Annotated in this window: 25 protein-coding genes and 2 tRNA genes; 21 read left to right on the top strand and 6 right to left on the bottom strand. The window is 73.0% G+C overall.

Annotated elements, in window-relative coordinates; all coding sequences use genetic code 11:
• Positions 1-6: 6 nt before the first annotated feature.
• Positions 7-420 (bottom strand): SsgA family sporulation/cell division regulator, encoded by a 414-nt coding sequence (locus ACF09E_RS19160; protein ID WP_015032345.1) that lies wholly within the window; start codon positions 418-420, stop codon positions 7-9.
• A gap of 190 nt (positions 421-610) precedes the next feature.
• On the opposite strand from ACF09E_RS19160, the gene ACF09E_RS19155 reads away from it, so the two are divergent.
• Both ACF09E_RS19155 and ACF09E_RS19150 read left to right on the top strand, forming a co-directional pair.
• Complete coding sequence (locus tag ACF09E_RS19155; RefSeq protein ID WP_388806487.1) at positions 611-1,033, top strand: TIGR02611 family protein; 423 nt, start codon at positions 611-613, stop codon at positions 1,031-1,033.
• A gap of 54 nt (positions 1,034-1,087) precedes the next feature.
• A tRNA-Val gene (locus ACF09E_RS19150) sits at positions 1,088-1,162 on the top strand.
• Positions 1,163-1,232: 70 nt separating this feature from the next.
• Here ACF09E_RS19150 and ACF09E_RS19145 read toward each other — a convergent pair.
• On the bottom strand, positions 1,233-3,770 hold the full coding sequence (locus ACF09E_RS19145; RefSeq protein ID WP_392206225.1) for an SCO7613 C-terminal domain-containing membrane protein: 2,538 nt from the start codon (positions 3,768-3,770) through the stop codon (positions 1,233-1,235).
• 93 nt (positions 3,771-3,863) lie between these two features.
• On the opposite strand from ACF09E_RS19145, the gene ACF09E_RS19140 reads away from it, so the two are divergent.
• Together ACF09E_RS19140 and ACF09E_RS19135 are read left to right on the top strand one after the other, a co-directional pair.
• On the top strand, positions 3,864-4,310 hold the full coding sequence (locus ACF09E_RS19140; RefSeq protein WP_392206224.1) for an SRPBCC family protein: 447 nt from the start codon (positions 3,864-3,866) through the stop codon (positions 4,308-4,310).
• 39 nt (positions 4,311-4,349) lie between these two features.
• Positions 4,350-4,421: transfer RNA gene (locus ACF09E_RS19135), tRNA-Val, on the top strand.
• A 67-nt stretch (positions 4,422-4,488) separates the two neighbouring features.
• Here the strand turns inward: ACF09E_RS19135 and ACF09E_RS19130 are convergent.
• Entirely contained in the window at positions 4,489-5,217 is a 729-nt protein-coding gene (locus tag ACF09E_RS19130) for a 3'-5' exonuclease (protein WP_392206223.1), read from the bottom strand.
• A gap of 121 nt (positions 5,218-5,338) precedes the next feature.
• Between ACF09E_RS19130 and ACF09E_RS19125 the strand changes: the two genes are divergently transcribed.
• From ACF09E_RS19125 to thrS, 3 genes are all read left to right on the top strand, one after another.
• Entirely contained in the window at positions 5,339-5,905 is a 567-nt protein-coding gene (locus tag ACF09E_RS19125) for a DUF4365 domain-containing protein (RefSeq protein ID WP_392206222.1), read from the top strand.
• The gene (locus tag ACF09E_RS19120; protein ID WP_392206221.1) at positions 5,905-7,230 is read left to right on the top strand and encodes a hypothetical protein; all 1,326 of its coding nucleotides are present in this window, start codon (positions 5,905-5,907) and stop codon (positions 7,228-7,230) included. The genes ACF09E_RS19125 and ACF09E_RS19120 overlap by 1 nt, the downstream gene beginning before the upstream one ends.
• A gap of 150 nt (positions 7,231-7,380) precedes the next feature.
• Positions 7,381-9,357: a threonine--tRNA ligase gene (thrS, locus tag ACF09E_RS19115; RefSeq protein WP_392206220.1), complete on the top strand. Its 1,977-nt coding sequence runs from the start codon at positions 7,381-7,383 to the stop codon at positions 9,355-9,357.
• 51 nt (positions 9,358-9,408) lie between these two features.
• On the opposite strand, the gene ACF09E_RS19110 is transcribed toward thrS, so the two are convergent.
• Entirely contained in the window at positions 9,409-10,107 is a 699-nt protein-coding gene (locus ACF09E_RS19110; RefSeq protein WP_392206219.1) for a potassium channel family protein, read from the bottom strand.
• Between the two features lie 65 nt (positions 10,108-10,172).
• Between ACF09E_RS19110 and ACF09E_RS19105 the strand changes: the two genes are divergently transcribed.
• Positions 10,173-10,736, top strand: a complete 564-nt coding sequence (locus ACF09E_RS19105) for an HIT domain-containing protein (RefSeq protein ID WP_361846498.1) — start codon at positions 10,173-10,175, stop codon at positions 10,734-10,736.
• 90 nt (positions 10,737-10,826) lie between these two features.
• Here ACF09E_RS19105 and ACF09E_RS19100 read toward each other — a convergent pair whose 3' ends face one another.
• Positions 10,827-12,485: a hypothetical protein gene (locus ACF09E_RS19100; protein ID WP_388806476.1), complete on the bottom strand. Its 1,659-nt coding sequence runs from the start codon at positions 12,483-12,485 to the stop codon at positions 10,827-10,829.
• Between the two features lie 198 nt (positions 12,486-12,683).
• Complete coding sequence (locus ACF09E_RS19095; protein ID WP_392206218.1) at positions 12,684-14,888, bottom strand: elongation factor G-like protein EF-G2; 2,205 nt, start codon at positions 14,886-14,888, stop codon at positions 12,684-12,686.
• A 274-nt stretch (positions 14,889-15,162) separates the two neighbouring features.
• Here ACF09E_RS19095 and pgsA point away from each other — a divergent pair, with 274 nt between their 5' ends.
• The 13 genes from pgsA to secD all read left to right on the top strand — a co-directional run bounded on the left by pgsA (position 15,163) and on the right by secD (position 26,912).
• Positions 15,163-15,825, top strand: coding sequence for a phosphatidylinositol phosphate synthase (pgsA, locus tag ACF09E_RS19090; protein ID WP_392206217.1), 663 nt, complete (start codon positions 15,163-15,165; stop codon positions 15,823-15,825).
• A complete protein-coding gene (locus ACF09E_RS19085) occupies positions 15,822-16,901 on the top strand; it encodes a phosphatidylinositol mannoside acyltransferase (RefSeq protein WP_392206216.1) in 1,080 nt (359 codons plus the stop codon). The genes pgsA and ACF09E_RS19085 overlap by 4 nt, the downstream gene beginning before the upstream one ends.
• Positions 16,898-18,049 (top strand): glycosyltransferase family 4 protein, encoded by a 1,152-nt coding sequence (locus ACF09E_RS19080; RefSeq protein ID WP_392206215.1) that lies wholly within the window; start codon positions 16,898-16,900, stop codon positions 18,047-18,049. The genes ACF09E_RS19085 and ACF09E_RS19080 overlap by 4 nt, the downstream gene beginning before the upstream one ends.
• A 150-nt stretch (positions 18,050-18,199) precedes the next feature.
• Positions 18,200-18,835: an MBL fold metallo-hydrolase gene (locus ACF09E_RS19075; RefSeq protein ID WP_392206214.1), complete on the top strand. Its 636-nt coding sequence runs from the start codon at positions 18,200-18,202 to the stop codon at positions 18,833-18,835.
• Positions 18,836-18,846: 11 nt separating this feature from the next.
• Positions 18,847-19,389, top strand: coding sequence for a hypothetical protein (locus tag ACF09E_RS19070; protein WP_361846488.1), 543 nt, complete (start codon positions 18,847-18,849; stop codon positions 19,387-19,389).
• A gap of 115 nt (positions 19,390-19,504) precedes the next feature.
• A complete protein-coding gene (gene pdxS, locus ACF09E_RS19065) occupies positions 19,505-20,419 on the top strand; it encodes a pyridoxal 5'-phosphate synthase lyase subunit PdxS (protein WP_030204560.1) in 915 nt (304 codons plus the stop codon).
• A gap of 6 nt (positions 20,420-20,425) precedes the next feature.
• Entirely contained in the window at positions 20,426-21,016 is a 591-nt protein-coding gene (gene pdxT / locus ACF09E_RS19060; protein ID WP_392206213.1) for a pyridoxal 5'-phosphate synthase glutaminase subunit PdxT, read from the top strand.
• A 62-nt stretch (positions 21,017-21,078) separates the two neighbouring features.
• A complete protein-coding gene (locus tag ACF09E_RS19055) occupies positions 21,079-21,831 on the top strand; it encodes a YebC/PmpR family DNA-binding transcriptional regulator (protein ID WP_361846484.1) in 753 nt (250 codons plus the stop codon).
• 134 nt (positions 21,832-21,965) lie between these two features.
• Positions 21,966-22,529, top strand: a complete 564-nt coding sequence (gene ruvC, locus ACF09E_RS19050; protein WP_361846482.1) for a crossover junction endodeoxyribonuclease RuvC — start codon at positions 21,966-21,968, stop codon at positions 22,527-22,529.
• On the top strand, positions 22,526-23,158 hold the full coding sequence (gene ruvA, locus ACF09E_RS19045) for a Holliday junction branch migration protein RuvA (protein WP_392206212.1): 633 nt from the start codon (positions 22,526-22,528) through the stop codon (positions 23,156-23,158). Before ruvC ends, ruvA begins: the two co-directional genes overlap by 4 nt.
• 94 nt (positions 23,159-23,252) lie before the next feature.
• Positions 23,253-24,344, top strand: a complete 1,092-nt coding sequence (gene ruvB / locus ACF09E_RS19040; RefSeq protein WP_392206211.1) for a Holliday junction branch migration DNA helicase RuvB — start codon at positions 23,253-23,255, stop codon at positions 24,342-24,344.
• A 165-nt stretch (positions 24,345-24,509) separates the two neighbouring features.
• Positions 24,510-24,974, top strand: a complete 465-nt coding sequence (gene yajC / locus ACF09E_RS19035; RefSeq protein ID WP_392206210.1) for a preprotein translocase subunit YajC — start codon at positions 24,510-24,512, stop codon at positions 24,972-24,974.
• 144 nt (positions 24,975-25,118) lie between these two features.
• Positions 25,119-26,912: a protein translocase subunit SecD gene (gene secD, locus ACF09E_RS19030; protein WP_392206209.1), complete on the top strand. Its 1,794-nt coding sequence runs from the start codon at positions 25,119-25,121 to the stop codon at positions 26,910-26,912.

The raw sequence follows: 26,912 nt of genomic DNA, 5'->3' as shown, positions 1-26,912 counted from the left end.
CCTGGCTCAGCTGTCCGCCAGGATGTGGGAGAGCTCCGTATCGAGATCGAAGTGCCGGTGCTCGGTGCCCGGTGGCACGGCGGCGTCGGTCCGCTTCAGGAACGACTCCAGGGCCCGCGCCGGGGCCTCGAGCAGGGCTTCTCCCTCGGGGGAGCTCAACGCGATGCAGACGACTCCCTGGCCGTGACTACGCGACGGCCAGACGCGGACGTCGCCCGTGCCGGTGGGCCTGTGCAGCCCCTCGGCGAGAAGGTCGCGGGCGAAGACCCACTCGACCGTCTCCTCGGCTCCGGTGTGGAAGGTGGCGTGCACGGCATAGGGATCGGCCGTGTCATACCGCAGGCCCGCGGGTACAGGCAGTGAGGACTCGCTCGACACAACGAGGCGCAGGTGCAGCTCGCAGCTGACCGTGGTGTTCATAAGCGCCAGGGCCTTTCGCTCAGTGTGCGCTCGGGGATTCGCACGTCGGCGAAATCGACATGCCACCTCCGGTGCCGTTGTAAACCCCTCTGTCGGTTTTGTGATCGTTCAGGTCGCTCGATCGGGGGCGTGTGACCTGCGGTAATACCTCCATTCCGGTGAGGGCTCCGCGTCCGGTAAGTTGGTGACCATGAATGCGGAGAGTGACGAGCGCACCGGGGAGTCCGCAGACGGCAAGGACGCCGAACTGGGATCCCGCGCACCGGAGTTCATCAAGTCCCGACGGGGCCTCCATCTGAGCTGGCAGGTCGGCGTCTTCATCGTGGGACTCGCCGTGGTCGGCGCCGGAGTGGTCATGCTGCCGCTGCCGGGACCCGGGTGGCTGGTCATCTTCGCCGGCATGGCGATCTGGGCGACCGAGTTCGTCTGGGCGCAGCTGGTGCTCCGCTGGACCAAGCGCAAGGTCACGGAGGCCGCGCAGCGCGCCCTCGACCCCAAGGTCCGCCGCAGGAACATCATCCTCACCACCGTCGGGCTGGTGATCATCGCCGCCCTGCTCGGCGTCTACCTGTGGAAGTTCGGCCTCGTCATGCCGTGGAAGATCGACGAGTGACCCGCGGGTGGTGCGGGAGCCCCGCTGACATGCGGTAATGTTTGCGGTGCACCGGGGCGATTAGCTCAGTGGGAGAGCACTTCGTTCACACCGAAGGGGTCACTGGTTCGAACCCAGTATCGCCCACCACCCGGTCCGAAGGCCCGAGACGGAACACCGTCTCGGGCCTTCGGCGTGACGGCCCCCGGCCGCCCCGCCGTCACCGCATCCGCGCGACCCGGTCCCGGAGCCTGCGGGCGTCCCGCAGCCGCTGCTCGTACGTGGCGCCCACCGCGAGCAGCAGGAGCCCGGCGAGGGCCGGGGGCAGCCAGCGCGGCAGCGCGCCCACCGCCTGCACCACGTAGGGCGCCAGCTCGTGCAGCCCGTCCAGGGCCAGCACCGAGCCGCCCAGGATCAGAAGAGCCTGGAGCCGGAACCGTGCCCCGAGCAGCGTCACGGCCAGCGCCGCGAGCCCCAGGGCCAGCGGGCGCGGCCACTCCGGGTCCGTCCAGGCCGCGACGAGGCTCGGCAGCAGGGTCGCCGCGAGACCCGGGCCGTAGGCCGTCCAGGACGAGGCCTCCGGGTCCCGGCGCCGTCGCAGGAACCCGACGACCAGGGCGGGCACGGTCACCGGCAGGGTGTACGCCTCCGGGGTCGTCACCTCCCACGCCGCCAGCCGCACCCAGGCGGCGAGCAGGAAGAGCGCCGCGGCCGTCCACGAGGCGAACCGCCGCCGCTCGGGACGCACCGCCGTCGCCGCCGCGATCACCCCGCCCAGGGCGAGGGCCGACGCCAGGAACGCGGGCCGGGGCGCGGCGAGCGCGAAGGCCGGGAGCGCCACGACCGCACCGGTGATCTCGACCGGCAGGGCCACCGGGCGGGCCTTGGCGCCGACCGCGGCCGTGGCCGCCGTGATCCCCAGCAGGGCGAGCGCCGTCCAGTGGTCCTCGAACCCGCCGGCGGCGGCCGAGGCCAGCACCAGCCCGGTCGCGGTGAGCACCGCGGCACAGGCGGCGACCACCCGGCGCGCGCCCGTGCCGAACGCGGCCGCGCCCCCGAGCAGGACCAGCAGCACGCCGAGCGTCGCGAAGGTGGCTCCGCGCACGTCCAGCGAGAGCGCGACCGCGCTCACGGCGGACCCGAGCCCGAAGGCGTACGCGATCCGGCCGAGGACGGTCCCCGCCTCCGCGCCGGACGCCTGCGGACGGGGCCGGGAGGGCACCCAGGCGGGCCAGGGGGTGCCGGACGCGGCAGGGGCCGCCGGGGCGGTCGGGCCGGTCGGGTCGGTCGGGACGGCTTCGGGCCGCCCCGCACCCGCCGCATCCGTCGCACCCGCCTCCGGGGCGGCCTCAGGGCGACGCAGGCCACGCGTCAGCGGTCCCGGGCGGACCGCGCCGGCCAGCGCCGCCGCGGTCGTCAGGAGCTGGAGCGCGAGCGTCGCCGCGTACGGCAGTCCGAGGGCGACCGGGAGCGCGGTCAGGAGCGCCCAGGCCAGGGCCAGGGCGCCGCAGCGGGCCCACAGCCGGGGGACCGCCGCGAGCACGGCCGCCGCGACCGCCAGGACCAGGGCGGCCGTCCCCGGGAACGAGGCGAGCGGCTGTCCCGCGTGCTCGCCGGACCACACCCCGGTCGTCCGGGCCATCGGCCCCAGCAGCCCGGCCGCCACCGGCGGCACCGCCCACACGACGCCCAGCGCCGCGGTACCGGCACCCGCGCAGGCGAGCCCCAGCCGGACGCCGTCCGGCAGCGCGCGCCGGCCCCGGGCCTCCGGCGAGGCCTCCCGGCGGCCGGCGAGCCACACCGACGCGACGGCCAGGCCGCACAGCACGTACGCCGGGACCGTCCAGTCCGAGGACACCGCCGAGCGCAGCAGACCGCCCGCGGCCGTGACCACCGCCAGACCCGCGACCACCGCGCCCGCCACCGCCGCGGCGGACGTGCGCCACGCCGTGTACAGGGCGATCGCCGCGGCCGCCAGCAGCAGCGGCGCACCGGTCCAGGGGGAGACGAGGGAGAGCCAGCCGCCCGTCAGGAGGGCCCAGCCGCCCAGGGCCGCGGCACCGACCGCCGCCGTGATCCGCACCGCGGCCGGGCGGGTCCACAGGATCACCGCGCCGTCCGCCGCGGCCGTCGCGAGGGCCGCCCACGCCAAGGCCGTCGGACCGCCCCCGGCCGCCAGCACTCCGAGCGGCAGCGGCAGCTGCCCCGCGACCACCGCCGCCGGCAGCGGGATCCGCAGCGGCGACAGCGCCGAGCCGTACGCCGTCCACCCGCCCGCGAGGACCGCGGCGGCCACCGCCGTGTACCCGAGTCCGTCCGCCCCCGGCAGGGCCACCCGGTGCAGTGCGTACGCGTCGAGCACCATCAGGACCAGGCCCAGCGCCGCCACCGACTCGGCCGTCGACACCAGCCCGCGGCGCAGCAGCGCCACCGGTGCCGCCAGCGCCGCCGAGGTCACCAGGAACAGGACGGCGGCCCGGCCGCCGATCCCCATCGATCCCCAGCTCACCAGCGTGAACGCGATCGCCGCGATCGTCAGCAGGGTGCCGCCGAGCGTCAGCAGCACGTTCTGCGCGCTCCGCGGCGTCGAGTCCGCCACCGGCGGGCGCGGACCGGGCGCCACGGGCGCGGCCGGCGCGTACAGCGCCTGGACGAGCCAGGCCCGCCGGGTCAGCAACTGGGACCGACGCGCGTCGAGTCGGGCCAGCTCACGATCGACGAGCACCAGCTCGTCAGCGGGCGGCAGGGAGTTGTCCATGACCGGAGTGTGGCCCCGGCCGCAGCCGCCGGGAATGCGTCCGGGTACTCATCTTTCCGGTCCCCGTGGCCTGAGTACGTCCACACTGGGGGCATGGACTGGTGCCGGTACCGCTTCCGCAGCGTCTGGCGCCTCGCCGCGCCGCCCGACGCCGTCTACGCCGTCCTGGAACGGGCCGAGGAGTACCCCCGGTGGTGGCCCCAGGTCCGTGAGGTCGTCCCCGTCGACGACACCACCGGCACCGCCCGCTTCCGCTCCCTCCTCCCGTACGACATCGTCGTCACCGCCCGCGCCCTGCGCCGCGACCCCGGGGCCCGGGTCCTGGAGATCGGGCTCGGCGGCGACCTGGAGGGCTGGGCCCGCTGGACCCTCGCCCCGGACGGGACCGGGACCCGCGTCCTCTACGAGCAGGAGGTCGAGGTCCGGGCCCGCCTGCTGCGCGCCCTCGCCGTCCCCGGCCGTCCCCTGTTCCGCGTCAACCACGCCCTGATGATGCGGGGCGGGCGCCGGGGGATCGCCGCCCGGCTGCGACCGGTTTGAACGAAGGGCTCCGGGGCCTGTATGGTTCAACCCGTTCCCGGGCGATTAGCTCAGCGGGAGAGCACTTCGTTCACACCGAAGGGGTCACTGGTTCGATCCCAGTATCGCCCACCGGGTAGAGGCCGGTCCGTCGCGAGACGGGCCGGCCTCTGTCATGTGCCGGGAATCCGGGCCCGGTTCAGGCCGCCGTGCCGAGCTCCGGCCGCAGCGGCCACGACGTGTCCACCGTCTCCGGAGTGCCCTGCCGGGTGAACCAGGCCTGGAGACCCCGCGCCTGGGCCGCGTGCCACACCGCCTGCAGCGTGTGCAGCTCGGTCGGCGTCAGCCGTTCCAGCCGCGACGAGAAGCGCCGCGCCACCGCCCGGACGACGTCGAGCGCCGCCGTCGCGTCCGCCGCCGCGTCGTGCGCCCCCGTCAGCTCCACCTCGTAGTGGGCGCACAGGTCCGTGAGCGTCCGGCGGCCCTTGCGGTACCGGTCCAGGTGCTTGTCCAGGACCCGCGGGTCCAGGACGCACAGCGGATTCCCCCCGAGGTAGTCGCCGAGCGTGGAGGCCCGGTGCCGGCGCAGCTCGCGGTCGAGGATCGTCAGGTCGAACGGCGCGTTCATCACCACCAGCGGACGACCCGCCGCGCTCTGCTCCGCCAGCGCCCGCGCCAGCTCCTCCATCACCGGCGACGGCCACCGGCCGTACCGCTGGAGGTGATCGTCCGTCAGCCCGTGCACGGCGGTGGCCCCCGCGGGCACCGGTATGCCCGGATTGACCAGCCAGCGCGTCACCCGCGGACGCGCCCCCACCGTGTCCTGGACGACCAGGGCGGCGGACACGATCCGGTCGCCCTCGACGTCGACTCCGGTGGTCTCCGTGTCGAAAGCGGCCAGGGGCCCTTCGTACCAGTGCATCGTCATCCCTGAACTCCTCGCACACGTGCGGCAGATGGCCAACCCCCTGCCCCGAAACGGTGATACCCGGACTGTTTGCGCCGTACGCGGACCGGTCACAACACAAGGGACGGGGAAGGAAGAACACATGGCGCTCGCCCAGCCCGAGTCGGGAGGGCTGCCGCCCCAGCGGCTGGCACCGACGCGCGGCTCACTCGCCACCACCGCCTGCATGGAGACCCTCCAGGTGGGATACCTGCACGCCGTCGCCGCCGCGGCCGGCTGCTCGCTGTCCCAGCCCTTTCCGGACAACGGCATCGACTGGCACGTGAGCCACGGCTCGCCCGCCCACACGGTCGACGACGAGGTGACCATCAAGGTGCAGCTCAAGTGCACCTACCAGATCCCGCCGCGCCCGCCCGGGAAGACCTTCTCGTTCACCCTCGACAACGACCACCTGGTGAAGCTGGCCAGGACCCCGGTGTCCGTCCACAAGATCCTCGTGGTGATGCTCGTACCGAGGTCGCGGGACGACTGGCTGAGGGCGAGTCACGACCGGCTCGACCTGCGGCACTGCTGCTACTGGATCAACCTGGCCGGACACCCGGTCACCGGACGGCGCCGGACCACCGTGCGCGTGCCGACGACGCGGATCTTCGACGACCGGGCGCTCTGCGAGATCATGACCCGGGTCGGCGGGGGAGGGAGACCTTGATGCACCGGCCGATCGACGAACCGACGTTCGGGGACGAGGGGAACGGGGCCGGACACGGCCCCGTCTCCGTTCCCCCGCCCTACCGCCCCCACCCGGCGCCCGGGGACCTCCCCGGGCCCTGGACCGGGGTCCCCGGCCCGCCCGCCGGACCCTGGGCCGACAGCCAGGGCGCACCCGACCCCGGCAGGGTCGACCCGCGGGTCCTCGGCGCCCTGCTCGCCCGCCACGGCTGGCGGCGGCGGGGCGGCGCGGCCGGCCGGTACAGCCGCTGGACCCCGCCCGGCAGCACCGGCACCAGCCTCCTCGTCCCGGAGAGCCGGGCCTTCCCCGACTGCGAGGACCTGCTCGGCGAGGCGCTCACCGCCCTCGCCCGCAGCGGCACGCCCTCCGCCCGGGAGGTCCTCACCGGCCTCGCCGTGCCCAGCGACGAGATCCGCTGGTGGCGCGACGTCCCCCCGGGCCCGGCGGGCGTCGTCCCCTGGACCGTGCAGGAGCAGCTCCGGTCCGCCGCCCGCCAGCTCCTCCTCGCCGGGGCCCTGGCCGTGCGCGGCCGGGCCGGCTACTACGGGGCCCGGCACCGGCGCCCCGCCCAGGCCTCCCTGGAGACCGTCGTCGTCGGCGCGGCCCCCGGCGGGCGCGGCCTCACCGCGTTCCTGCCCGTCGCACCGGGCCGCCCCATCGCCGTGCGGCTCTACCACGCCCTCCACGCGGCCCGCGAGGCCACCGACTACCAGCGGGCCACCGGCGGGATGGAGGCCTTCGACGCCGCCGTCGAGGCGGGCGTCAGCCGTGAGCTCACCGAGGCGCTCGTGGCCCTGGTGCGGGGCACCGAGGGAGCCAGGATCGCCCTGGAGTGGGCCCCCTCCGCCGGGGCCCCCGAGGGGTGCGCCGCCCGGCCCGCGCCCGTCGAGTTCTCGCCCGGAGACCTGCCCGCGCTGCGCGAGGCGAGCGCCCGCTACCTGACCGACGAGCCCTCCGTGCCGGTCCGGCTGACCGGCACCGTCGTCCGCATGCGCCGCTCCGGACCGCACGGGGAGGGGACCGTACGGCTCCGGGTCCTCGGCGGGGCGGAGGTCCCGCACGTCCGGGTCGGCCTGGACGAGGAGGCGTACCGCACCGCCGGGCACGCCCATCTCGCCGGACTCCCGATCCGGGTCGTGGGCCGGCTGGAGAGCCGGGGCGGCTTCCGCCGGCTCACGGACGCGTCCGGGGTCGTCCCGGTCCAGGTCGACGAGACCGAGCGGGACCGGCTGCTGAAGTCGCTCCGGGGGACGGCCGAGGACGCGGACTTCCTCGACGAGGACTGCGGTCCGGACGGGGAGTGAGCCGCCGGGCGGGGTCCGGCGGCCGGGAAACCGTTTCGCGGGCCGCCCGGACCCCTCGGTAGGATCGGCCGTGCGCGGCACCTCGTACCTGTCGCGCACCGCCGGCGCAGGCACCTCGTGTCTGCTTGCGCCCCTATGTACGGAGTACCCGTGTCTGAAGTCCGTGTGACCGTCCAGTCCGCCTCGGAAGCAGAGGAGAGGGCGGTGAGCGCGGGCACCACCGCCGGCGCGCTGTTCGCCGACGACCGCACCATCATCGCCGCCCGCGTGGCCGGCGAGCTGAAGGACCTGTCGTACGAGCTCGCCGACGGCGATGTCGTCGAGGGCGTCGAGATCTCCTCCCCGGACGGTCTCGACATCCTGCGCCACTCGACCGCGCACGTCATGGCCCAGGCCGTGCAGGAGCTCTTCCCCGAGGCCAAGCTGGGTATCGGCCCGCCGGTCCGGGACGGCTTCTACTACGACTTCGACGTCGAGAAGCCCTTCACCCCCGAGGACCTCAAGGTCATCGAGAAGAAGATGCAGGAGATCCAGAAGCGCGGCCAGCGCTTCGCCCGCCGCGTGGTGACCGACGAGGACGCCCGCGCCGAGCTCGCCGACGAGCCGTACAAGCTGGAGCTCATCGGCATCAAGGGCTCCGCGTCGACCGACGACGGCGCCAGCGTCGAGGTGGGCGGCGGCGAGCTGACCATCTACGACAACATCGACGCCAAGACCGGCGACCTGTGCTGGAAGGACCTCTGCCGCGGTCCGCACCTGCCCACCACCCGGAACATCCCGGCGTTCAAGCTGATGCGCAACGCCGCCGCCTACTGGCGCGGCAGCGAGAAGAACCCGATGCTCCAGCGCATCTACGGGACCGCCTGGCCGTCGAAGGACGAGCTGAAGGCCCACCTCGACTTCCTCGCCGAGGCCGAGAAGCGCGACCACCGCAAGCTCGGCAACGAGCTCGACCTCTTCTCCGTCCCGGACGAGATCGGCTCCGGCCTCGCCGTCTTCCACCCCAAGGGCGGCATCATCCGCCGGGTCATGGAGGACTACTCGCGCAAGCGCCACGAGGAGGAGGGCTACGAGTTCGTCTACTCGCCGCACGCCACCAAGGGCAAGCTGTTCGAGAAGTCGGGCCACCTCGACTGGTACGCCGAGGGCATGTACCCCCCCATGCAGCTCGACGAGGGCGTGGACTACTACCTCAAGCCCATGAACTGCCCGATGCACAACCTGATCTTCGACGCGCGCGGCCGTTCGTACCGTGAACTCCCGCTGCGGCTCTTCGAGTTCGGCACCGTGTACCGGTACGAGAAGTCCGGCGTGGTGCACGGTCTGACCCGCGCCCGCGGCTTCACCCAGGACGACGCGCACATCTACTGCACCAAGGAGCAGATGGCGGAGGAGCTCGACAAGACCCTCACCTTCGTCCTCAACCTGCTCCGCGACTACGGTCTGACCGACTTCTACCTGGAGCTCTCCACCAAGGACCCGGAGAAGTTCGTCGGCTCGGACGAGGTCTGGGAGGAGGCCACCGCGGTCCTCCAGCAGGTCGCCGAGAAGCAGGGCCTCCCGCTGACCCCCGACCCGGGCGGCGCCGCGTTCTACGGCCCGAAGATCTCCGTCCAGGCGCGGGACGCCATCGGGCGCACCTGGCAGATGTCGACCGTGCAGCTCGACTTCAACCTGCCGGAGCGCTTCGACCTGGAGTACACCGCCCCGGACGGCACCAAGCAGCGCCCGGTCATGATCCACCGCGCGCTGTTCGGCTCGATCGAGCGCTTCTTCGCCGTGCTCCTGGAGCACTACGCGGGTGCGATGCCGCCGTGGCTGGCCCCCGTGCAGGCGACCGGCATCCCGATCGGCGACGCGCACGTCGACTACCTGCACGAGTTCGCCGCCAAGGCGAAGAGGCAGGGGCTGCGGGTGGACGTCGACTCGTCCTCGGACCGGATGCAGAAGAAGATCCGCAACGCGCAGAAGCAGAAGGTCCCGTTCATGATCATCGCGGGTGACGAGGACATGGCCGCCGGCGCCGTCTCCTTCCGCTACCGCGACGGTTCGCAGGAGAACGGCATCCCCGTCGACGAGGCCATCGCCAAGATCGCCAAGGTCGTCGAGGACCGCGTCCAGGTCTGATCGAGCGGCACCCCCGCGTCCTCCGGGTCCGACGGACCCGGAGGACGCGGCTCAGGAGGCCCCCGGGAATCCCCCCGGGGGCCTTCCGCCGTCCTTCTCGTCGTCCCGGGTGAACGACTGGATCAGCCAGGACGAGAACGAACCCGTCACCGCGCCCAGCAGCGCGAGCCCGCAGGCCATCAGCCCCACCGCGGTCACCCGGCCCATCCGCGTCACCGGGACGACGTCCCCGTACCCGACGGTCGCGAGCGTGGCGCAGGTCCACCAGACCGAGTCGCCGAAGGTGACGATCGAGGCCCCGGGGGCGCCGGCCTCGTAGTGGTAGACGGTGAGGGCGCCGGCGAAGCCGAGCAGGGCCACGGTGAGACCGGCGTAGACCATCACGCGCGCGTAGAGGGTGAGGCGCGGCTGATCCCGGCGGCGCTGCACCTGGTCGTACATGCTCACCATCCGCACCGGCCGCAGCAGCGGCAGGAGCAGGACGACCGTGTCCAGGAGGTGGGTGCGCAGGAAGCGGAAGGGGCCGAGACCGCTGAGGCGCAGACGCACCAGATAGTCCGCGACGAAGACGCCCCAGGAGACGAAGGTGACGGTGAGGCAGACGTCGAGCCACTCCTGCGGAAGGTGGTCGTGGGCGAGGATGCGCACCGCGTAGCTCGCCAGGTAGAGGAGGGAGGCCACCGCGAGCGGCAGCTCCATGAGACGGTCCCAGCGTTTCTGACGCGGTGGTTTCGGGGGCCTGTCGCTCATCGCCTCAGCATGGCCGCTGCACGGATCTTCCGCCCCGGCGACACGTTCCGAACGGGCGACGCAATATGCTGCACAGCATGACGACTGAGCCGGAGCAGCAGATCGGAGTGGGGACGCGGGACGCGTTCCAGCGCCTCTGGACGCCTCATCGAATGGCGTACATCCAGGGCGAGAACAAGCCGACCGGGCCGGGTGCCGAGGACGGCTGTCCGTTCTGCTCGATTCCGTCGAAGTCGGACGAGGACGGTCTGGTGATCGCCCGGGGCCGCAGCGTGTACGCGGTCCTCAACCTGTACCCGTACAACGGCGGTCACCTCATGGTCGTCCCCTACCGCCACGTCGCCGACTACACGGACCTGGACGCGGCGGAGACGGCGGAGCTCGCCGACCTCACCAAGCGCGCGATGGTCGCGCTGCGGGCGGCCTCCGGCGCCCACGGCTTCAACATCGGCATGAACCAGGGCGCCGTCGCGGGCGCCGGGATCGCCGCCCACCTGCACCAGCACGTGGTGCCCCGCTGGGGCGGCGACACCAACTTCATGCCGGTCGTCGGGCACACCAAGGTGCTGCCGCAGCTCCTCGCGGACACCCGGAAGATGCTGGCCGACGCCTGGCCCGCCGCCGTCTGACCCGTACGCGAAGGGCCCGGGCCACCGTCGTGGCCCGGGCCCTTCGCCGTCCGCGCCCCCGGCCGCCCGGGGCCCTCGCACGCGGCCCCGTCACGCGTCGTAGACGTCGGCCTTCTTGGGGCCCGGCTCCTGGATGCCGCCGCTGAGGACCAGCGAGCGGTTGGTGAAGCGCTCCGTGTCCACGTTGTGCTCGTCGAGGAACTTCAGGGTCGCGGAGTGCACCGCGCGCAGCACCGGCGTCGCCATCCGTATGGCGTCGTCGGCCATGAAGCGGTTCTTCCAGAGCGGCCCGGCCCAGACGTGCCGCAGGCCGAACGGCTCGGGCAGCACCATCTTCCCGCCGAGGAACTCCAGCACCGGCGGGTACCAGGTGAGCGGCGCGCGCACCGCCAGCCGGACGACGTCGTCGGTGGTGAGCAGCGGCTGCTGGATCGACTTCGTCTCCCAGAACCGGACGGTCTTCGAGACCTCCCGGGTCTTGGCCGCGGGCTTCGTGCCGAAGAGGCCGTGCACCGGGCCCAGCGCGTGCCCGGTGACCTCGATCCGGAGCGTGTGGTGGAGCGAGGTCACCGTGACCATCATGGTCAGGACCAGGTTCCCGTCCCAGAGCGTGAACTGGACTCCCAGGTAGTGCCGGTTGCCCGCGCCGAACTGCTGGTCGTTGCAGATGCGCTGTATCTCGTGCGGCTTGACCTGGAAGTGGACGATGTTGTCGCCCTCGGGGCGGGTGACGGAGTCGGCGCCCTCGCCGACCGCGGAGACGATCCAGTGCTTGACCGTCGGCTTGGGGAAGCCGGTCTTGAGGGAGCCGCGCTCGAGCAGGGCGAGCTGGTCGTGGATCTTGCGGATGACGTCCCAGGCGCGGAAGTCGTGGATCTCCCGGCCGGCCACGGGCACGAGCTCCTCCGCGAGGGTCCAGCTGCCCCAGCGGGTGCCGAGACCGAGGATGCCCTTGGGCCCGGCGTAGAACGCGATGTTGGACTGCTGCTCGGCGGAGAGCTTCTCCAGGTTCAGCCGCAGCTCCTCCGCCGACTTCTCGCCCGGGTCCTGCGGGACGGACTTGGGGATCTGCGGCCCGGCGCCGCCGCCGCTGAGCAGCCCCGCCCAGCGCTCCCGCAGGTCCACGGCGGAGCGGTCGCAGACCCGGCGGGCCAGGAACCAGCCGATGACCGGGGCCACGATCATGGCGCGCAGGTAGTTCGGCAGGATCCCGTCCAGGGGCAGCTTGAGGAGCACGAGCGCCGCGAAGATGCCCGCCGCCCACAGCAGCACCGTGCCGACGACGCTAGTCCGCCTGTTGTCGGAGCCGGCCGCCAGCCGGCGCAGCTGGATGATGCCGAGCCACAGCAGCAGGCCGGGCAGGAAGAGGACGCCGCAGACGAAGGTGATCAGGGTGAGCTTGGTGTCCCGCTGGCGGCGGATATGGGTGGCCGCGAGGCAGTGCTCGACGACCGGCTGCGGCTCGGCGCCGAACGACTGGATGAGTGCGGCGCGGCCGCCGCCGAGCATGCGGACCTGGACCGCCCGGGAGAAGGCCTCGCCCAGGTCGGGACGGAAGAGCTTCTCCCACTTCCCGCCCTTGAGGGTCGTCTTGTAGAGCTCGTTGTCCGCTTCCTGAATCGTCTTCAGTTCGCTGTCCCGGTACGCGGCGGACGCGAGCGCGTTCGTCGCCCCCGTGCCCCCGCCCGTGCCCGTCAGGGGGACCTGCGCCCCGGGTCCGAAGCCATCGATCGACACTGCCGCCCCCATCGCCGCGGTTCCTAGTGCGGGCTGTTCCCAACTGCCGCGCCCCGCACACCTTCTGAGCTGGGCACCACAGAGTAACCGGGGACCGTCGTGTGCGTCACCGCCTGTGGACAGCGAGGCCGAATGACGCACGCGCGGGCGTCCGCCCGGCCCGGGCCGGACGGACGCCCCTCGGTGTCGGCGCCCCGGCGGAGGGCTCCGTCAGCCCTGCGCGCGGACCTTCTCGGCCAGCTGCGGCGGCATCGGCTCGTGCCGGGCGTACACGCGGTCGAAGCGACCCGTGCCGTGCGACACGGACCGCAGGTCGATCGCGTACCGTCCGATCTCGATCTCCGGCACCTCGGCCCGGACCACCGTCCGGCCGGGCCCAGCCTGGTCCGTGCCCACGACCCGGCCCCGCCGGCCCGAGAGGTCGCTCATCACCGGACCGACGTACTCGTCGGGCACCGTCACCTGCACCTCGGCGACCGGCTCCAGGAGGTGCACGGGGACCTCGGCGGCGGCCTCGCGGAGCGCGAGCGCGCCGGCCGTCTGGAAGGCGGCGTCCGAGGAGTCCACCGAGTGCGCCTTGCCGTCCCTGAGGGTGACCCGGACGTCGACGAGCGGGTACCCGGCCGCGACGCCGCGCGCGGCCTGGGCGCGTACGCCCTTCTCGACGGAGGAGACGAACTGGCGGGGCACCGCGCCGCCGACCACCTTGTCGACGAACTCGACGCCGCTGCCCGGCGGGAGCGGCTCCACCTCGATCTCGCAGACGGCGTACTGGCCGTGGCCGCCGGACTGCTTCACGTGCCGGCCCCGGCCCGCCGCCGCGCCGCCGAAGGTCTCGCGCAGCGCCACCTTGTACGGCACGGCGTCGACCTGGACCCCGTACCGGCCGCGGAGGCGTTCGAGGACGACGTCCTGGTGGGCCTCGCCCAGGCACCACAGGACCATCTGACGGGTGTCCGGGTTCTGTTCGAGCCGGAGGGCGGGGTCCTCGGCGACCAGCCGGGCGAGGCCCTGCGAGAGCCGGTCCTCGTCGGCCTTCCCGTGGGCCTGCACGGCCAGCGGGAGCAGCGGCTCCGGCATGCTCCAGGGCTCGATCAGGAGGGGGTCGTCCTTGGCCGAGATCGTGTCGCCGGTCTCGGCCCGGCCCAGCCGGGCCACGCAGGCGAGGTCCCCGGCGACGCAGTGCGCCATGGGCCGCTGCTGCTTGCCGAAGGGCGAGGTGAGACCGCCGACCCGCTCGTCGGCCTCGTGCAGGTCCCGGTCCTCGTGCGCCCGGTCGGCCAGGCCGTGCCCCGAGACGTGGACGGTCTCGTCGGGGCGCAGGGTGCCGGAGAAGACGCGAACCAGGGACACCCGGCCCACATAGGGGTCCGAGGAGGTCTTCACGACCTCGGCGACGAGCGGGCCCTCCGGGTCGCAGGCCAGGGGCGGACGGGGCTGCCCGTCGGGGGTGGTCACCGCGGGCGGCTCGTGCTCGAGAGGGGAGGGGAAGCCGCCGGTGATCAGCTCCAGGAGTTCGAGCGTGCCCAGTCCCTGCGACCCGCCGGCGGCCGCCGGGGCGGCCGCGAGCACCGGATGGAAGGCTCCGCGGGCCACCGCCTTCTCCAGGTCGTCGACGAGCGTCTTCACGTCGATCGGCTCGCCCGCGAGATAGCGGTCCATGAGGGTCTCGTCCTCGCTCTCGGCGATGATCCCCTCGATCAGCCGGGCACGGGCCTCCGCGATCAGCGGCCGCTGCTCCTCGTCGGGAGGGCGTTCCGTCCGCACCCCCGTCGAGTAGTCCAGGATCCGCTCCGAGAGCAGGCCGACCAGACCGGTGGCGGGTGCGTGCCCGTCGGCGCCCTCGGCCCCGCGCACCGGGAGGTAGAGGGGCAGAACGGCGTCCGGGTCGTCGTGGCCGAACAGCGAGGCGCAGACCCCGGTCAGCTCGCCGAAGTCGGTGCGCGCGGTGTCGAGGTGGGTGACGACGATGGCCCGAGGCATGCCGACGGCGGCGCACTCCTCCCAGACCATCCGGGTGGACGCGGCGACGGCGTCGGCCTCCTGGGCGGCCGAGACCACGAAGAGGGCCGCGTCCGCGGCGCGCAGACCGGCCCTCAGCTCCCCGACGAAGTCGGCGTACCCGGGGGTGTCGAGGAGGTTGATCTTGTACCCGTCCCAGCCGACCGGGACGAGGGAGAGCTGCACGGAGCGGTGCTGGCGGTGCTCGATCTCGTCGTAGTCGGAGACGGTGCCGCCGTCCTCGACCCGGCCCGCCCGGTTGAGCGCCCCGGCGGTCTGGGCCAGCGCCTCGACCAGGGTCGTCTTGCCGGATCCGCTGTGGCCGACCAGCACCACGTTCCGCACGGCCGCGGGCCGGTCGGCCGTCGGAGCCCTTCCGGCGGCTCCGGCGGCCGTGTTCGCCTTCTCACCCATGATGTGTTCCTCCCGGCTGCTCGCACGGTGGGGTGGTACGGCGGGTGCCACGGGGGGAGGGTCTCTCGCGGTACGGCTCCGGCCGGGGGCCCGCGGTGGTCCTTCGAGCTTTGCACCGACGCGGGGAGGCGTCCATACGTCGTACACGGGGAGGGCCCTCGCGGGGGACGCGGGCGCCGCGGGGCGGGTGCCGCCCGTGCGCCGGGGCGCGCGTGGCTACGATGGGTGAGCCGGTGGTCGTAGGGGCCGCGGCCCACCGAACACCGGGAAGGCCATGCTGAACAAGTACGCGCGTGCATTCTTTACGCGTGTCCTCACACCGTTCGCCGCGTTTCTGCTCCGCAGGGGCGTCAGCCCCGACGCGGTCACGCTCATCGGCACGGCGGGGGTGATGGCCGGCGCTCTGGTGTTCTTCCCCCGCGGGGAGTTCTTCTGGGGCACCATCGTCATCACGCTCTTCGTCTTCTCCGACCTCGTCGACGGCAACATGGCCCGGCAGGCGGGGATCTCCAGCCGCTGGGGCGCCTTCCTCGACTCGACGCTCGACCGGGTCGCCGACGGCGCCATCTTCGGCGGCTTCGCGCTCTGGTACGCGGGCACGGGCGACGACAACGTGCTGTGCGCCGTGGCGATCTTCTGCCTGGCGAGCGGTCAGGTCGTCTCGTACACGAAGGCCCGGGGCGAGTCGATCGGGCTGCCCGTCGCCGTCAACGGCCTGATCGAGCGCGCCGAGCGCCTGGTGATCTCGCTCGTCGCGGCCGGCCTGGCCGGACTGCACGCCTTCGGCGTCCCCGGGGTGCAGGTGCTCCTGCCGATCGCCCTGTGGATCGTGGCCGTCGGCAGTGCCGTGACCCTGGGGCAGCGCGTGGTGACCGTACGGCGGGAATCGGCCGAGGCGGACGCCGCCGCGGCCGGCGGGAGCGGGGCTGCGACATGAGCACGGTGAAGGACGGGGCGCCGCAGGGCGGCACCCCCGAGGGCGGCGCGTCCGGCGGCGGATCCCCCGCGGCCGGCCGGCCCGCCGGCGGCGTCCCGGAGGGCGGCGCGTCGGGGGGCGGCACCTTCAGGGAGCGGCTGAGCGACGGGCTCTACGGCGCCGGCTGGGCGACGGTCAAGAAGCTGCCCGAGCCGGTGGCCGCCGGGCTCGGCCGCAGGATCGCCGACCTCACGTGGAAGCGGCGCGGCAAGAGCGTCCTGCGCCTGGAGTCGAACCTCGCGCGCGTGGTGCCGGACGCCACCCCCGAGCGGCTCGCCGAGCTGTCGAAGGCCGGCATGCGCTCGTACATGCGGTACTGGATGGAGTCGTTCCGGCTGCCCACCTGGAGCAGGGAGCGCGTCGAGCGCGGCATAGACATCGAGGGCGTCCACCACCTCCAGGAGGGCCTCGCCGCCGGACGCGGCGTCGTGCTGGCCCTGCCGCACCTCGCGAACTGGGACCTCGCGGGCGTGTGGGTGACCCGCTCCCTCGGCGTGCCGTTCACCACCGTCGCCGAGCGGCTCAGGCCGGAGACGCTCTACGACCGCTTCGTGGCCTACCGCGAGTCCCTCGGCATGGAGGTCCTCCCGCACACCGGGGGCTCCGCCTTCGGCACGCTCGCGCGGCGCCTGCGGGCCGGCGGCCTGGTCTGCCTGGTCGCCGACCGCGACCTGTCGGCCTCCGGCACCGAGGTGACCTTCTTCGGCGACACCGCCAGGATGCCCGCGGGACCGGCGATCCTCGCCCAGCAGACGGGCGCGCTGCTGCTCCCCGTGACGCTCTGGTACGGCGACGCCTCCGTCATGCGGGGGCGCATCCACGCGCCGATCGCCGTGCCCGGGTCGGGCACGCGCGCGGAGAAGACCTCCGTGATGACCCAGGAGCTGGCCGACGCCTTCGCCTCCGGCATCGCGGAACACCCGGAGGACTGGCACATGCTGCAACGACTGTGGCTCGCTGACCTGGAGGAACGGCCCGAGACCGGCGGGGACGCCGGGGCCGTGGGCGCCGAGCGGGACGGGGAGCGGGGCGCGTGAAGATCGGGATCGTCTGCCCGTACTCGTGGGACGTGCCGGGCGGCGTCCAGTTCCACATCCGCGACCTCGCCGAGCACCTGATCAGGCTCGGCCACGAGGTCTCGGTCCTCGCGCCCGCCGACGACGAGACGCCGCTGCCGCCGTACGTGGTGTCGGCGGGCCGGGCCGTCCCGGTGCCGTACAACGGCTCGGTGGCGCGGCTGAACTTCGGCTTCCTCTCCGCCGCGCGGGTCCGTCGCTGGCTGCACGACGGCACCTTCGACGTCGTCCACATCCACGAGCCGACCTCGCCGTCGCTCGGGCTGCTGACCTGCTGGGCCGCGCAGGGGCCGATCGTGGCGACCTTCCACACCTCGAACCCCCGCTCGCGGGCGATGATCGCCGCGTACCCGATCCTCCAGCCGGCGCTGGAGAAGATCAGCGCGCGGATCGCGGTGAGCGAGTACGCGCGGCGCACCCTCGTCGAGCACCTGGGCGGCGACGCCGTCGTCATCCCCAACGGGGTCGACGTCGACTTCTTCGCGCGCGCCGAGCCGAAGAAGGAGTGGCAGGGCGAGACGCTCGGCTTCATCGGGCGCATCGACGAACCCCGGAAGGGCCTGCCGGTCCTCATGCGGGCGCTGCCCAGGATCCTCACCGAGCGGCCGGGGGCACGGCTCCTGGTCGCCGGGCGGGGGGACGAGGAGGAGGCGGTCGCCTCGCTGCCGCGCGAGATGCGGTCCCGGGTGGAGTTCCTCGGCATGGTCAGCGACGAGGACAAGGCACGGCTGCTCCGCAGTGTCGACGTCTACGTGGCGCCCAACACCGGCGGCGAGAGCTTCGGCATCATCCTCGTCGAGGCGCTCTCGGCCGGCGCGCCGGTCCTCGCCTCCGACCTGGACGCCTTCGCGCAGGTCCTGGACCAGGGCGCGGCGGGCGAGCTCTTCGCCAACGAGGACGCGGACGCGCTCGCGGACGCGGCGATCCGGCTCCTCGGCGACGAGGAGCGCCGCGGCGCGCTGAGCCTGCGGGGCTCGGCGCACGTGCGGCGCTTCGACTGGTCGACGGTCGGCGCGGACATCCTGGCGGTCTACGAGACCGTGACGGACGGGGCGGCGGCGGTCGACACCGACGAACGCGTGGGCCTCCGCGCCCGGCTGGGCCTGTAAGCCACGCGCCGGTGGGCGGCGCGTCTGCTGCGGTGCGGGCCCGGGCCCGGGAACCTGGGGCGCCGGCCGGGGCCCGGTTCGCCGGGCCCTTCGTTCCGCCCCGGGCGGAACGCCCACCCACGACGGACCGCCGGGGGCAGGCTCGCCCCCATGGATGCGATCACCCGTCTCGACCTCGGGCACTTCACGCGCCCCGCCGAGGAGTGCGATGGCCCCCACGCGCGCGTGGAACCCGTCCTCGGGTACCTCGTGCGCCACGCGGGCGTGCGGCTCCTCTTCGACACCGGCATGGGCACCGGTTCCGCCGAGACCGATGCCCACTACCGGCCCGTCCGCACGCCGCTCGCCGTCGGTCCCGGGGACGTGGACACCGTCGTGAACTGCCATCTGCACTTCGATCACATCGGCGGCAACCAGCGCTTCCCCGACACCCCCGTCCTCGTCCAGAGAACCGAACTCGCCCTGGCCCGCGCCGGCGGGCACACCATCGACTCGCTGCTGCCCGGCGTCCGCTACCAGGAGCTCGACGGCGAGCACGAGATCGCGCCGGGCGCGCTGATCGTGCCCACCCCCGGCCACACCGCGGGGCACCAGTCGCTGTTCCTCGACCACGGCGACCGCGTCACGGTCCTCGCCGGACAGGCGTACGACTTCGCGCACGAGTTCGGCGTCCCCCACCGCCCGTGGCTCGACCGGCTCGCCGAGCTCGGCGCGGGCCGCCCCGCACGCGTCCTGTTCGCCCACGACCACGACCTGTGGGAAGGGGTGCTGCCGCCGCCCCGGTAGCCTTTCCGCCCGTGACCGAAACCCTGATCTGGACCGTCGTCGCGCTGATCCTCGTCGGCGTCTACCTCAGCTGGACCGCCGGCCGGCTCGACCGGCTGCACTCCCGCATCGACGCCGCCCGCGCGGCCCTGGACGCGCAGTTGCTGCGCCGGGCCTCGGTCACCCAGGAACTGGCCACCTCCGGCGTCCTCGACCCGGCCGCCTCGATCGTGCTGTACGAGGCCGCGCACGCCGCGCGGCAGGCCGAGGAGGACCACCGGGAGGTCGCCGAGAGCGAGCTGAGCCAGGCCCTGCGGGTGGTGTTCGGCGAGCCCGAGCAGGTGGAGCTCGTACGGGAGGCCCCGGGCGGGGTGGAGGCCGCGGAGGAGCTGGCGGCGTCCGTCCGCCGGGTGCCGATGGCCCGCCGCTTCCACAACGACGCCGTGCGCGCCGCGCGCGCCCTGCGGCGCCACCGCACGGTCCGCTGGCTCCGGCTCGCGGGCCACGCGCCCTTCCCGCTGGCCTTCGAAATGGACGACGAAGCGCCGGTGGCCCTTGCCGACCGCCCGGCCTGACGCTCTCAGCCTGCGAAAACGATCCACCGGGTCCACATTGGCCCTTGCTGTGGACTGCAGGTGGACTGTTTCCTCGACCTAGTCGTCAACCCCCGTTGTCACGAGTGAGGTCCCCGTGTCCACCACGCCTTCCGTTTCCCCGCAGTCCCCCGAGACCGGCACCGCCCGTGTGAAGCGCGGCATGGCCGAGCAGCTCAAGGGCGGCGTGATCATGGACGTCGTCAACGCCGAGCAGGCGAAGATCGCCGAGGACGCCGGCGCCGTGGCCGTCATGGCCCTGGAGCGGGTCCCCGCGGACATCCGCAAGGACGGCGGCGTGGCCCGCATGTCCGACCCGAACATGATCGAGGAGATCATCGGCGCGGTCTCCATCCCCGTGATGGCCAAGTCCCGCATCGGCCACTTCGTCGAGGCCCAGGTCCTGCAGTCCCTCGGCGTCGACTACATCGACGAGTCCGAGGTCCTCACCCCGGCCGACGAGGTCAACCACTCCGACAAGTGGGCCTTCACGACCCCCTTCGTCTGCGGCGCCACCAACCTGGGCGAGGCCCTGCGCCGCATCGCCGAGGGCGCGGCCATGATCCGCTCCAAGGGCGAGGCCGGCACCGGCAACGTCGTCGAGGCCGTCCGCCACCTGCGCCAGATCAAGAACGAGATCGCCAGGCTGCGCGGCTTCGACAACAACGAGCTCTTCGCCGCCGCCAAGGACCTGCGCGCCCCGTACGAGCTCGTCAAGGAGGTCGCCGAGCTCGGCAAGCTGCCGGTCGTGCTGTTCTCCGCCGGTGGTGTCGCCACCCCCGCCGACGCCGCGCTCATGCGCCAGCTCGGCGCCGAGGGCGTCTTCGTCGGCTCCGGCATCTTCAAGTCCGGCGACCCGGCCAAGCGCGCCGCCGCCATCGTGAAGGCCACCACCTTCTACGACGACCCGAAGATCATCGCGGACGCCTCCCGCAACCTGGGCGAGGCCATGGTCGGCATCAACTGCGACACCCTCCCCGAGTCCGAGCGCTACGCCAACCGCGGCTGGTAACCACTGATGAGCACACCCGTGATCGGTGTCCTGGCGCTCCAGGGCGACGTACGGGAGCACCTGATCGCCCTGGCCGCGGCCGACGCCGTGGCCAGGCCGGTCCGGCGCCCCGAAGAGCTGGCCGAGATCGACGGTCTGGTCATCCCCGGCGGGGAGTCCACCACCATCTCCAAGCTGGCCGAGCTGTTCGGCATGGCGGAGCCGCTGCGCGAGCGCATCGCCGCCGGCCTGCCGGTCTACGGCACCTGCGCCGGTCTGATCATGCTCGCCGAGAAGATCCTCGACCCGCGCTCGGGCCAGGAGACCTTCGGCGGCATCGAGATGATCGTCCGCCGCAACGCCTTCGGGCGGCAGAACGAGTCCTTCGAGGCCGGCGTCACCGTCGCGGGCATCGAGGACGGCCCCGTCGAGGGCGTCTTCATCCGGGCCCCCTGGGTGGAGTCCGTCGGCGCCGAGGTCGAGGTGCTCGCCGAGCACGAGGGCCACATCGTCGCCGTACGGCAGGGACGGGCCCTCGCGACCTCGTTCCACCCGGAGCTCACCGGGGATCACCGCATTCACGCCCTGTTCGTCGACATGGTGCGCGCGGCACGCTGATCCGATCCCGGTAGGATCTCTGGGGTTCGTTCAGAAATGGGTTACGCGAAGGAGACAGGCAGATGTCCGGCCACTCTAAATGGGCTACGACGAAGCACAAGAAGGCCGTGATCGACGCCAAGCGCGGCAAGCTCTTCGCGAAGCTGATCAAGAACATCGAGGTCGCGGCCCGCACGGGCGGCGCCGACCTGGACGGCAACCCGACGCTGTTCGACGCCGTCCAGAAGGCGAAGAAGCAGTCGGTCCCGAACAAGAACATCGACTCCGCGCTCAAGCGCGGTGCGGGTCTCGAGGCCGGCGGCGCCGACTACGAGACGATCATGTACGAGGGCTACGGTCCGAACGGTGTCGCGGTGCTCATCGAGTGCCTCACCGACAACCGCAACCGCGCCGCCTCCGACGTGCGCGTCGCCATGACCCGCAACGGCGGCTCGATGGCCGACCCGGGCTCGGTCTCGTACCTGTTCAACCGCAAGGGCGTCATCGTGCTCCCCAAGGGCGAGCTGAGCGAGGACGACGTCCTGGAGTCGGTGCTGGAGGCCGGCGCCGAGGAGGTCAACGACCTCGGCGAGTCCTTCGAGATCATCAGCGAGGCCACCGACCTGGTCGCGGTCCGCACCGCGCTCCAGGAGGCCGGCATCGACTACGACTCGGCCGAGTCCAGCTTCGTCCCGACCATGCAGGTCGAGCTCGACGAAGAGGGCGCGCGCAAGATCTTCAAGCTGATCGACGCGCTGGAGGACAGCGACGACGTGCAGAACGTCTTCGCCAACTTCGACGTCAGCGACGAGGTCATGGCGAAGGTCGACGCCTGATCGGGGCCGCCGAACGAGGCGGCCGCACAGCGGGCCGACGGGGACACGCCCCCGTCGGCCCGCTGTCGTTCGTGCGGCGTTGTCGGTGGCAGCCGATAGCCTGCACAAACAGGTGAGCGAGAAGGGGGCGCGGCGTGCGTGTTCTCGGGGTGGACCCGGGCCTGACCCGGTGCGGCGTCGGCGTCGTCGAGGGGGTGGCCGGACGTCCCCTCACCATGCTCGGCGTCGGGGTGGTGCGGACCGCCGCGGACGACGACATCGGGCTGCGCCTGGTGGGCATCGAGCGCGGCATCGAGGAGTGGCTCGACCGCTTCTCGCCCGAACTCGTCGCGGTGGAGCGGGTGTTCAGCCAGCACAACGTGCGTACGGTGATGGGCACCGCCCAGGCCAGCGCCGTCGCCATGCTCTGCGCCTCCCGCCGCGGCATCCCCGTCGCCCTGCACACCCCCAGCGAGGTCAAGGCCGCGGTCACCGGCAGCGGACGCGCCGACAAGGCACAGGTCGGCGCCATGGTGACCCGGCTGCTCCGGCTCTCCGCGCCCCCCAAACCGGCCGACGCCGCCGACGCCCTCGCCCTCGCCATCTGCCACATCTGGCGCGCCCCCGCCCAGAACCGTCTCCAGCAGGCCGTCGCCGAGAACCGCCTCCAGCAGGCGGTCGCGCGGCAGGCGGCCGCAGTGAAAGGCCGAACCCGATGATCGCCTTCGTCAGCGGCCCGGTCGCCGCGCTCGCCCCCACCACGGCCGTCATCGAGGTCGGCGGCGTGGGCATGGCCGTCCAGTGCACCCCGGGCACGCTCGCGGCACTCCGGATCGGCGAGGACGCCCGGCTTGCCACCTCCCTCGTCGTACGGGAGGACTCCCTCACCCTGTACGGCTTCGCCGACGACGACGAGCGGCAGGTCTTCGAGCTCCTCCAGACCGCCAGCGGCGTCGGCCCCCGCCTCGCCCAGGCCATGCTCGGGGTGCACAGCCCCGACGCCCTGCGCGTCGCCGTCTCCACCGGCGACGAGAAGGCCCTCACCGCCGTCCCCGGCATCGGCAAGAAGGGCGCGCAGAAACTCCTCCTCGAACTGAAGGACAAGCTCGGCGCCCCGCTCGGCAGCAGCGGCATGGTCGGCGCGCAGCGGGCCGCGGCCGCCGGCCCGGCGCCGTGGACGGAGCAGCTGGCCGCCGCCCTCATCGGCCTCGGCTACGCCTCCCGCGAGGCGGAGGAGGCGGTGGCGGCGGTGACGCCGCAGGCGGAGGAGGCCATCGCCGCGGGCGGCTCGGCGCCGGTGCCGCAGCTGCTGCGGGCGGCCCTGCAGTCCCTGAACCGCGCCCGCTGACGGGACCGGCCGCGCGGGGCGGGGGAGCCGCCCCGCCGGGACCGCCGGCCCGCCGCACAGACCACCGCACCACCACCGAGAAGGCAGAACATCCGTGAACTGGGACGACGAGACCACCGGCGAGGACGAGGCGCGCATCGTCGGGGCATCGGCCGAGGGGGACGACCAGGCCGTCGAGGCGGCCCTGCGGCCCAAGGACCTCAGCGAGTTCGTCGGCCAGGAGAAGGTCCGCCAGCAGCTCGACCTGGTGCTCAAGGCCGCCCGCCAGCGCGGTGCCACCGCCGACCACGTGCTGCTCTCCGGCGCCCCCGGCCTCGGCAAGACCACCCTGTCGATGATCATCGCCGCCGAGATGAACGCCCCGATCCGCATCACCTCGGGCCCCGCCATCCAGCACGCCGGCGACCTCGCCGCGATCCTCTCCTCCCTCCAGGAGGGCGAGATCCTCTTCCTCGACGAGATCCACCGGATGTCCCGGCCCGCCGAGGAGATGCTCTACATGGCGATGGAGGACTTCCGCGTCGACGTCATCGTCGGCAAGGGCCCCGGCGCCACCGCCATCCCGCTCGAACTCCCGCCGTTCACCCTGGTCGGCGCCACCACCCGGGCCGGACTGCTGCCGCCGCCGCTGCGCGACCGCTTCGGCTTCACCGGCCACATGGAGTTCTACGAACCGGCCGAGCTCCAGCGGGTCGTCCACCGCTCCGCCGGACTCCTCGACGTCGAGATCGACCCGGCCGGGGCCGCCGAGATCGCCGGCCGCTCCCGCGGAACCCCCCGCATCGCCAACCGGCTGCTCCGCCGCGTCCGCGACTACGCCCAGGTCAAGGCGGACGGCGCCATCACCCGGCAGATCGCCGAGGCCGCCCTCAGCGTCTACGAGGTCGACGGCCGCGGCCTCGACCGGCTCGACCGGGCCGTCCTGGAGGCCCTGCTCAAGCTCTTCGGCGGCGGCCCGGTCGGCCTCTCGACCCTCGCCGTCGCGGTGGGGGAGGAGCGCGAGACCGTCGAGGAGGTCGCCGAACCCTTCCTCGTACGGGAGGGTCTGCTGGCCCGTACGCCCCGTGGCCGGGTCGCCACTCCCGCGGCATGGGCGCACCTCGGACTGGTTCCACCGCAGGCAGCGGGCCCGGGAATCCCCGGGAGCGCTCCGGGAAAGGGACAACAGGGGCTCTTCGGGGCGTGACGGTGCTGACACTCGCCCGGACAGGAACCGGGGTGCGATGCTGGACGTTGTTCAGTCGATGCGGACTCGCCTAGACTCCGCCGTTGCCGCCCTTTCTGGTCGGCGCGCCCACCCCCGAAGATCAGGCCGCGGGTTCTCCGCGACCGTGCGAAGGAAACCCGTCCCGTGAGCATCGTGACCCTCCTCCCCTTCATCGTCCTCATCGGGGCCATGTTCCTGATGACCCGCTCCGCCAAGAAGAAGCAGCAGGCGGCGGCGCAGATGCGCGACGAGATGCAGCCCGGCACCGGCGTACGGACGATCGGGGGGATGTACGCCACCGTCAAGGAGATCGGCGACGAGACCGTCCTCCTCGAGGTCGCGCCCGGCGTGCACGCCGTCTACGCGAAGAACGCGATCGGCGCCGTCCTTCAGGACTCCGAGTACAACCGCATCGTCCACGGTGACGACGAGGACGCGGACACCGGCACCGTCGTGCCGGACGACGCCTCGTCCCTGACCGAGACCGCCGATGCCGCGGAGACCCCCGAGGACGCGCCGAAGGCCGATCTGACGAAGAAGTCGGACGTCGCCGACGCCGCGGAGGGCCAGAAGGACGGCAAGGCCGACGGCGAGACCGACGCGAAGTAGTCGCGGCCGAGGACACCGCGCGCGCCCACCGGCGTGCGCGGTTCCCGGAACGGTTCCACGTCTGCGGGGGAAGGTCCCCACACACACTTCGTGGCCGTCCCGCGCACACCCGGCGCGGGACGGTTGGACAGGGAGATACGACAGGTGGCAGCACCGAAGAAGGGCCGAAGGCCGGCGGGGGGACAGAGCCGGCCGGGCCGCGCCCTGGCACTCATCCTGATCGCCATGGTCGCGCTCACCGGCGGCATGTTCTGGTCGGGGCACACCACCCCGCGCCTGGGCATCGACCTCGCCGGCGGTACGTCGATCACGCTCAAGGCCAAGGCTGAGCCCGGCCAGGAGTCGGCGGTCAACGAGACCAACATGAACACCGCCGTCGGCATCATCGAGCGCCGGGTCAACGGTCTCGGTGTCTCCGAGGCCGAGGTCCAGACGCAGGGCAAAGAGAACATCATCGTCAACATCCCTCGCGGGACGAACGAGAAGCAGGCCCGGGAGCAGGTCGGTACCACCGCCCAGCTCTACTTCCGGCCCGTTCTCGCGGTGACGAACGGCGGACCCGCCCCGGCGCCCACCGCCGGCTCCTCCGGTTCTCCCTCCACCACGCCGAAGCCGTCCTCCTCCGCCTCCGGCCCGACCGCGGGCGAGAAGCCGGCCACCCCTTCGGCCACCGGCTCGGCCCAGGGCCGCGCGCTCACCGAGGCCCTCAAGGCCCCGAGCCCCACCCCCACGCCGACCGGCAGCGCCTCCGGGACGCCGAAGGCATCCGGGACCCCGAAGGCCAGCGGAACCCCGTCGGCGACCCCGACGCCGGACGCCGCCACCGCGGCGCTCCAGGAGAAGTACACCTCCCTGAACTGCCTCGACCCCAAGCAGCGCACCTCCGCCGGCCAGGGCGTCAAGCCCAGCGAGCCGACCGTCGCCTGCGGCGAGGACGCCCCCGGCGTCTGGTCGAAGTACCTCCTCGGCCCGGCCGAGGTCGAGGGCCGCGACGTCGACGACGCCAAGGGCCAGCTCGACCAGCAGCGCGGCATGTGGATCGTCACCATGGACTTCACGGACGCCGGTTCGAAGAAGTTCCAGGCGATCACCGGCAAGCTGTCCTCGCAGGCCGACCCGCAGAACCGCTTCGCGATCGTCCTGGACGGCGAGGTCGTCTCGGCCCCGTCGGTGCGCCAGACGCTGAGCGCCAGTGCCGAGATCTCCGGCAACTTCAACCAGCAGTCGGCCCAGGACCTCGGCAACATCCTGTCGTACGGTGCCCTGCCGCTGACCTTCGAGACGCAGAGCGTCGACACGGTCACCGCCGCGCTCGGCGGCGAGCAGCTGGAGGCCGGCCTGATCGCCGGCGCCATCGGCCTCGGTCTGGTCATCATCTACCTGGTCGCCTACTACCGCGGCCTGTCGCTGATCGCCATCCTGAGCCTCGGCGTCTCCGCGCTGCTCACCTACGTGATCATGGCCCTGCTCGGCCCGGCCATCGGCTTCGCGCTGAACCTGCCGGCCGTCTGCGGCGCCATCGTCGCCATCGGCATCACCGCGGACTCGTTCATCGTGTACTTCGAGCGCATCCGCGACGAGCTCCGCGAGGGCCGCACGCTCCGCCCGGCCGTCGAGCGCGCCTGGCCGCGCGCCCGCCGCACCATCCTGGTCTCCGACTTCGTGTCGTTCCTGGCCGCGGCGGTGCTCTTCATCGTCACCGTCGGCAAGGTCCAGGGCTTCGCGTTCACGCTCGGCCTGACCACGCTGCTCGACGTCGTCGTGGTGTTCCTCTTCACCAAGCCGGTCATGACGCTCCTCGCGCGGACCAAGTTCTTCGGCGACGGCCACGCCTGGTCCGGACTGGACCCGAAGCGGCTCGGCGCCAAGCCGCCGCTGCGCCGCACCCGCCGTGCCCATGCCTCTGCCGCTGGCCCTGTCGACCCGAAGGAGGCGTGA

The sequence above is a fragment of the Streptomyces sp. NPDC014891 genome (assembly GCF_043081085.1).
GTDB lineage: Bacteria > Actinomycetota > Actinomycetes > Streptomycetales > Streptomycetaceae > Streptomyces.
This window is presented reverse-complemented; position numbering and strand designations above follow the sequence as displayed.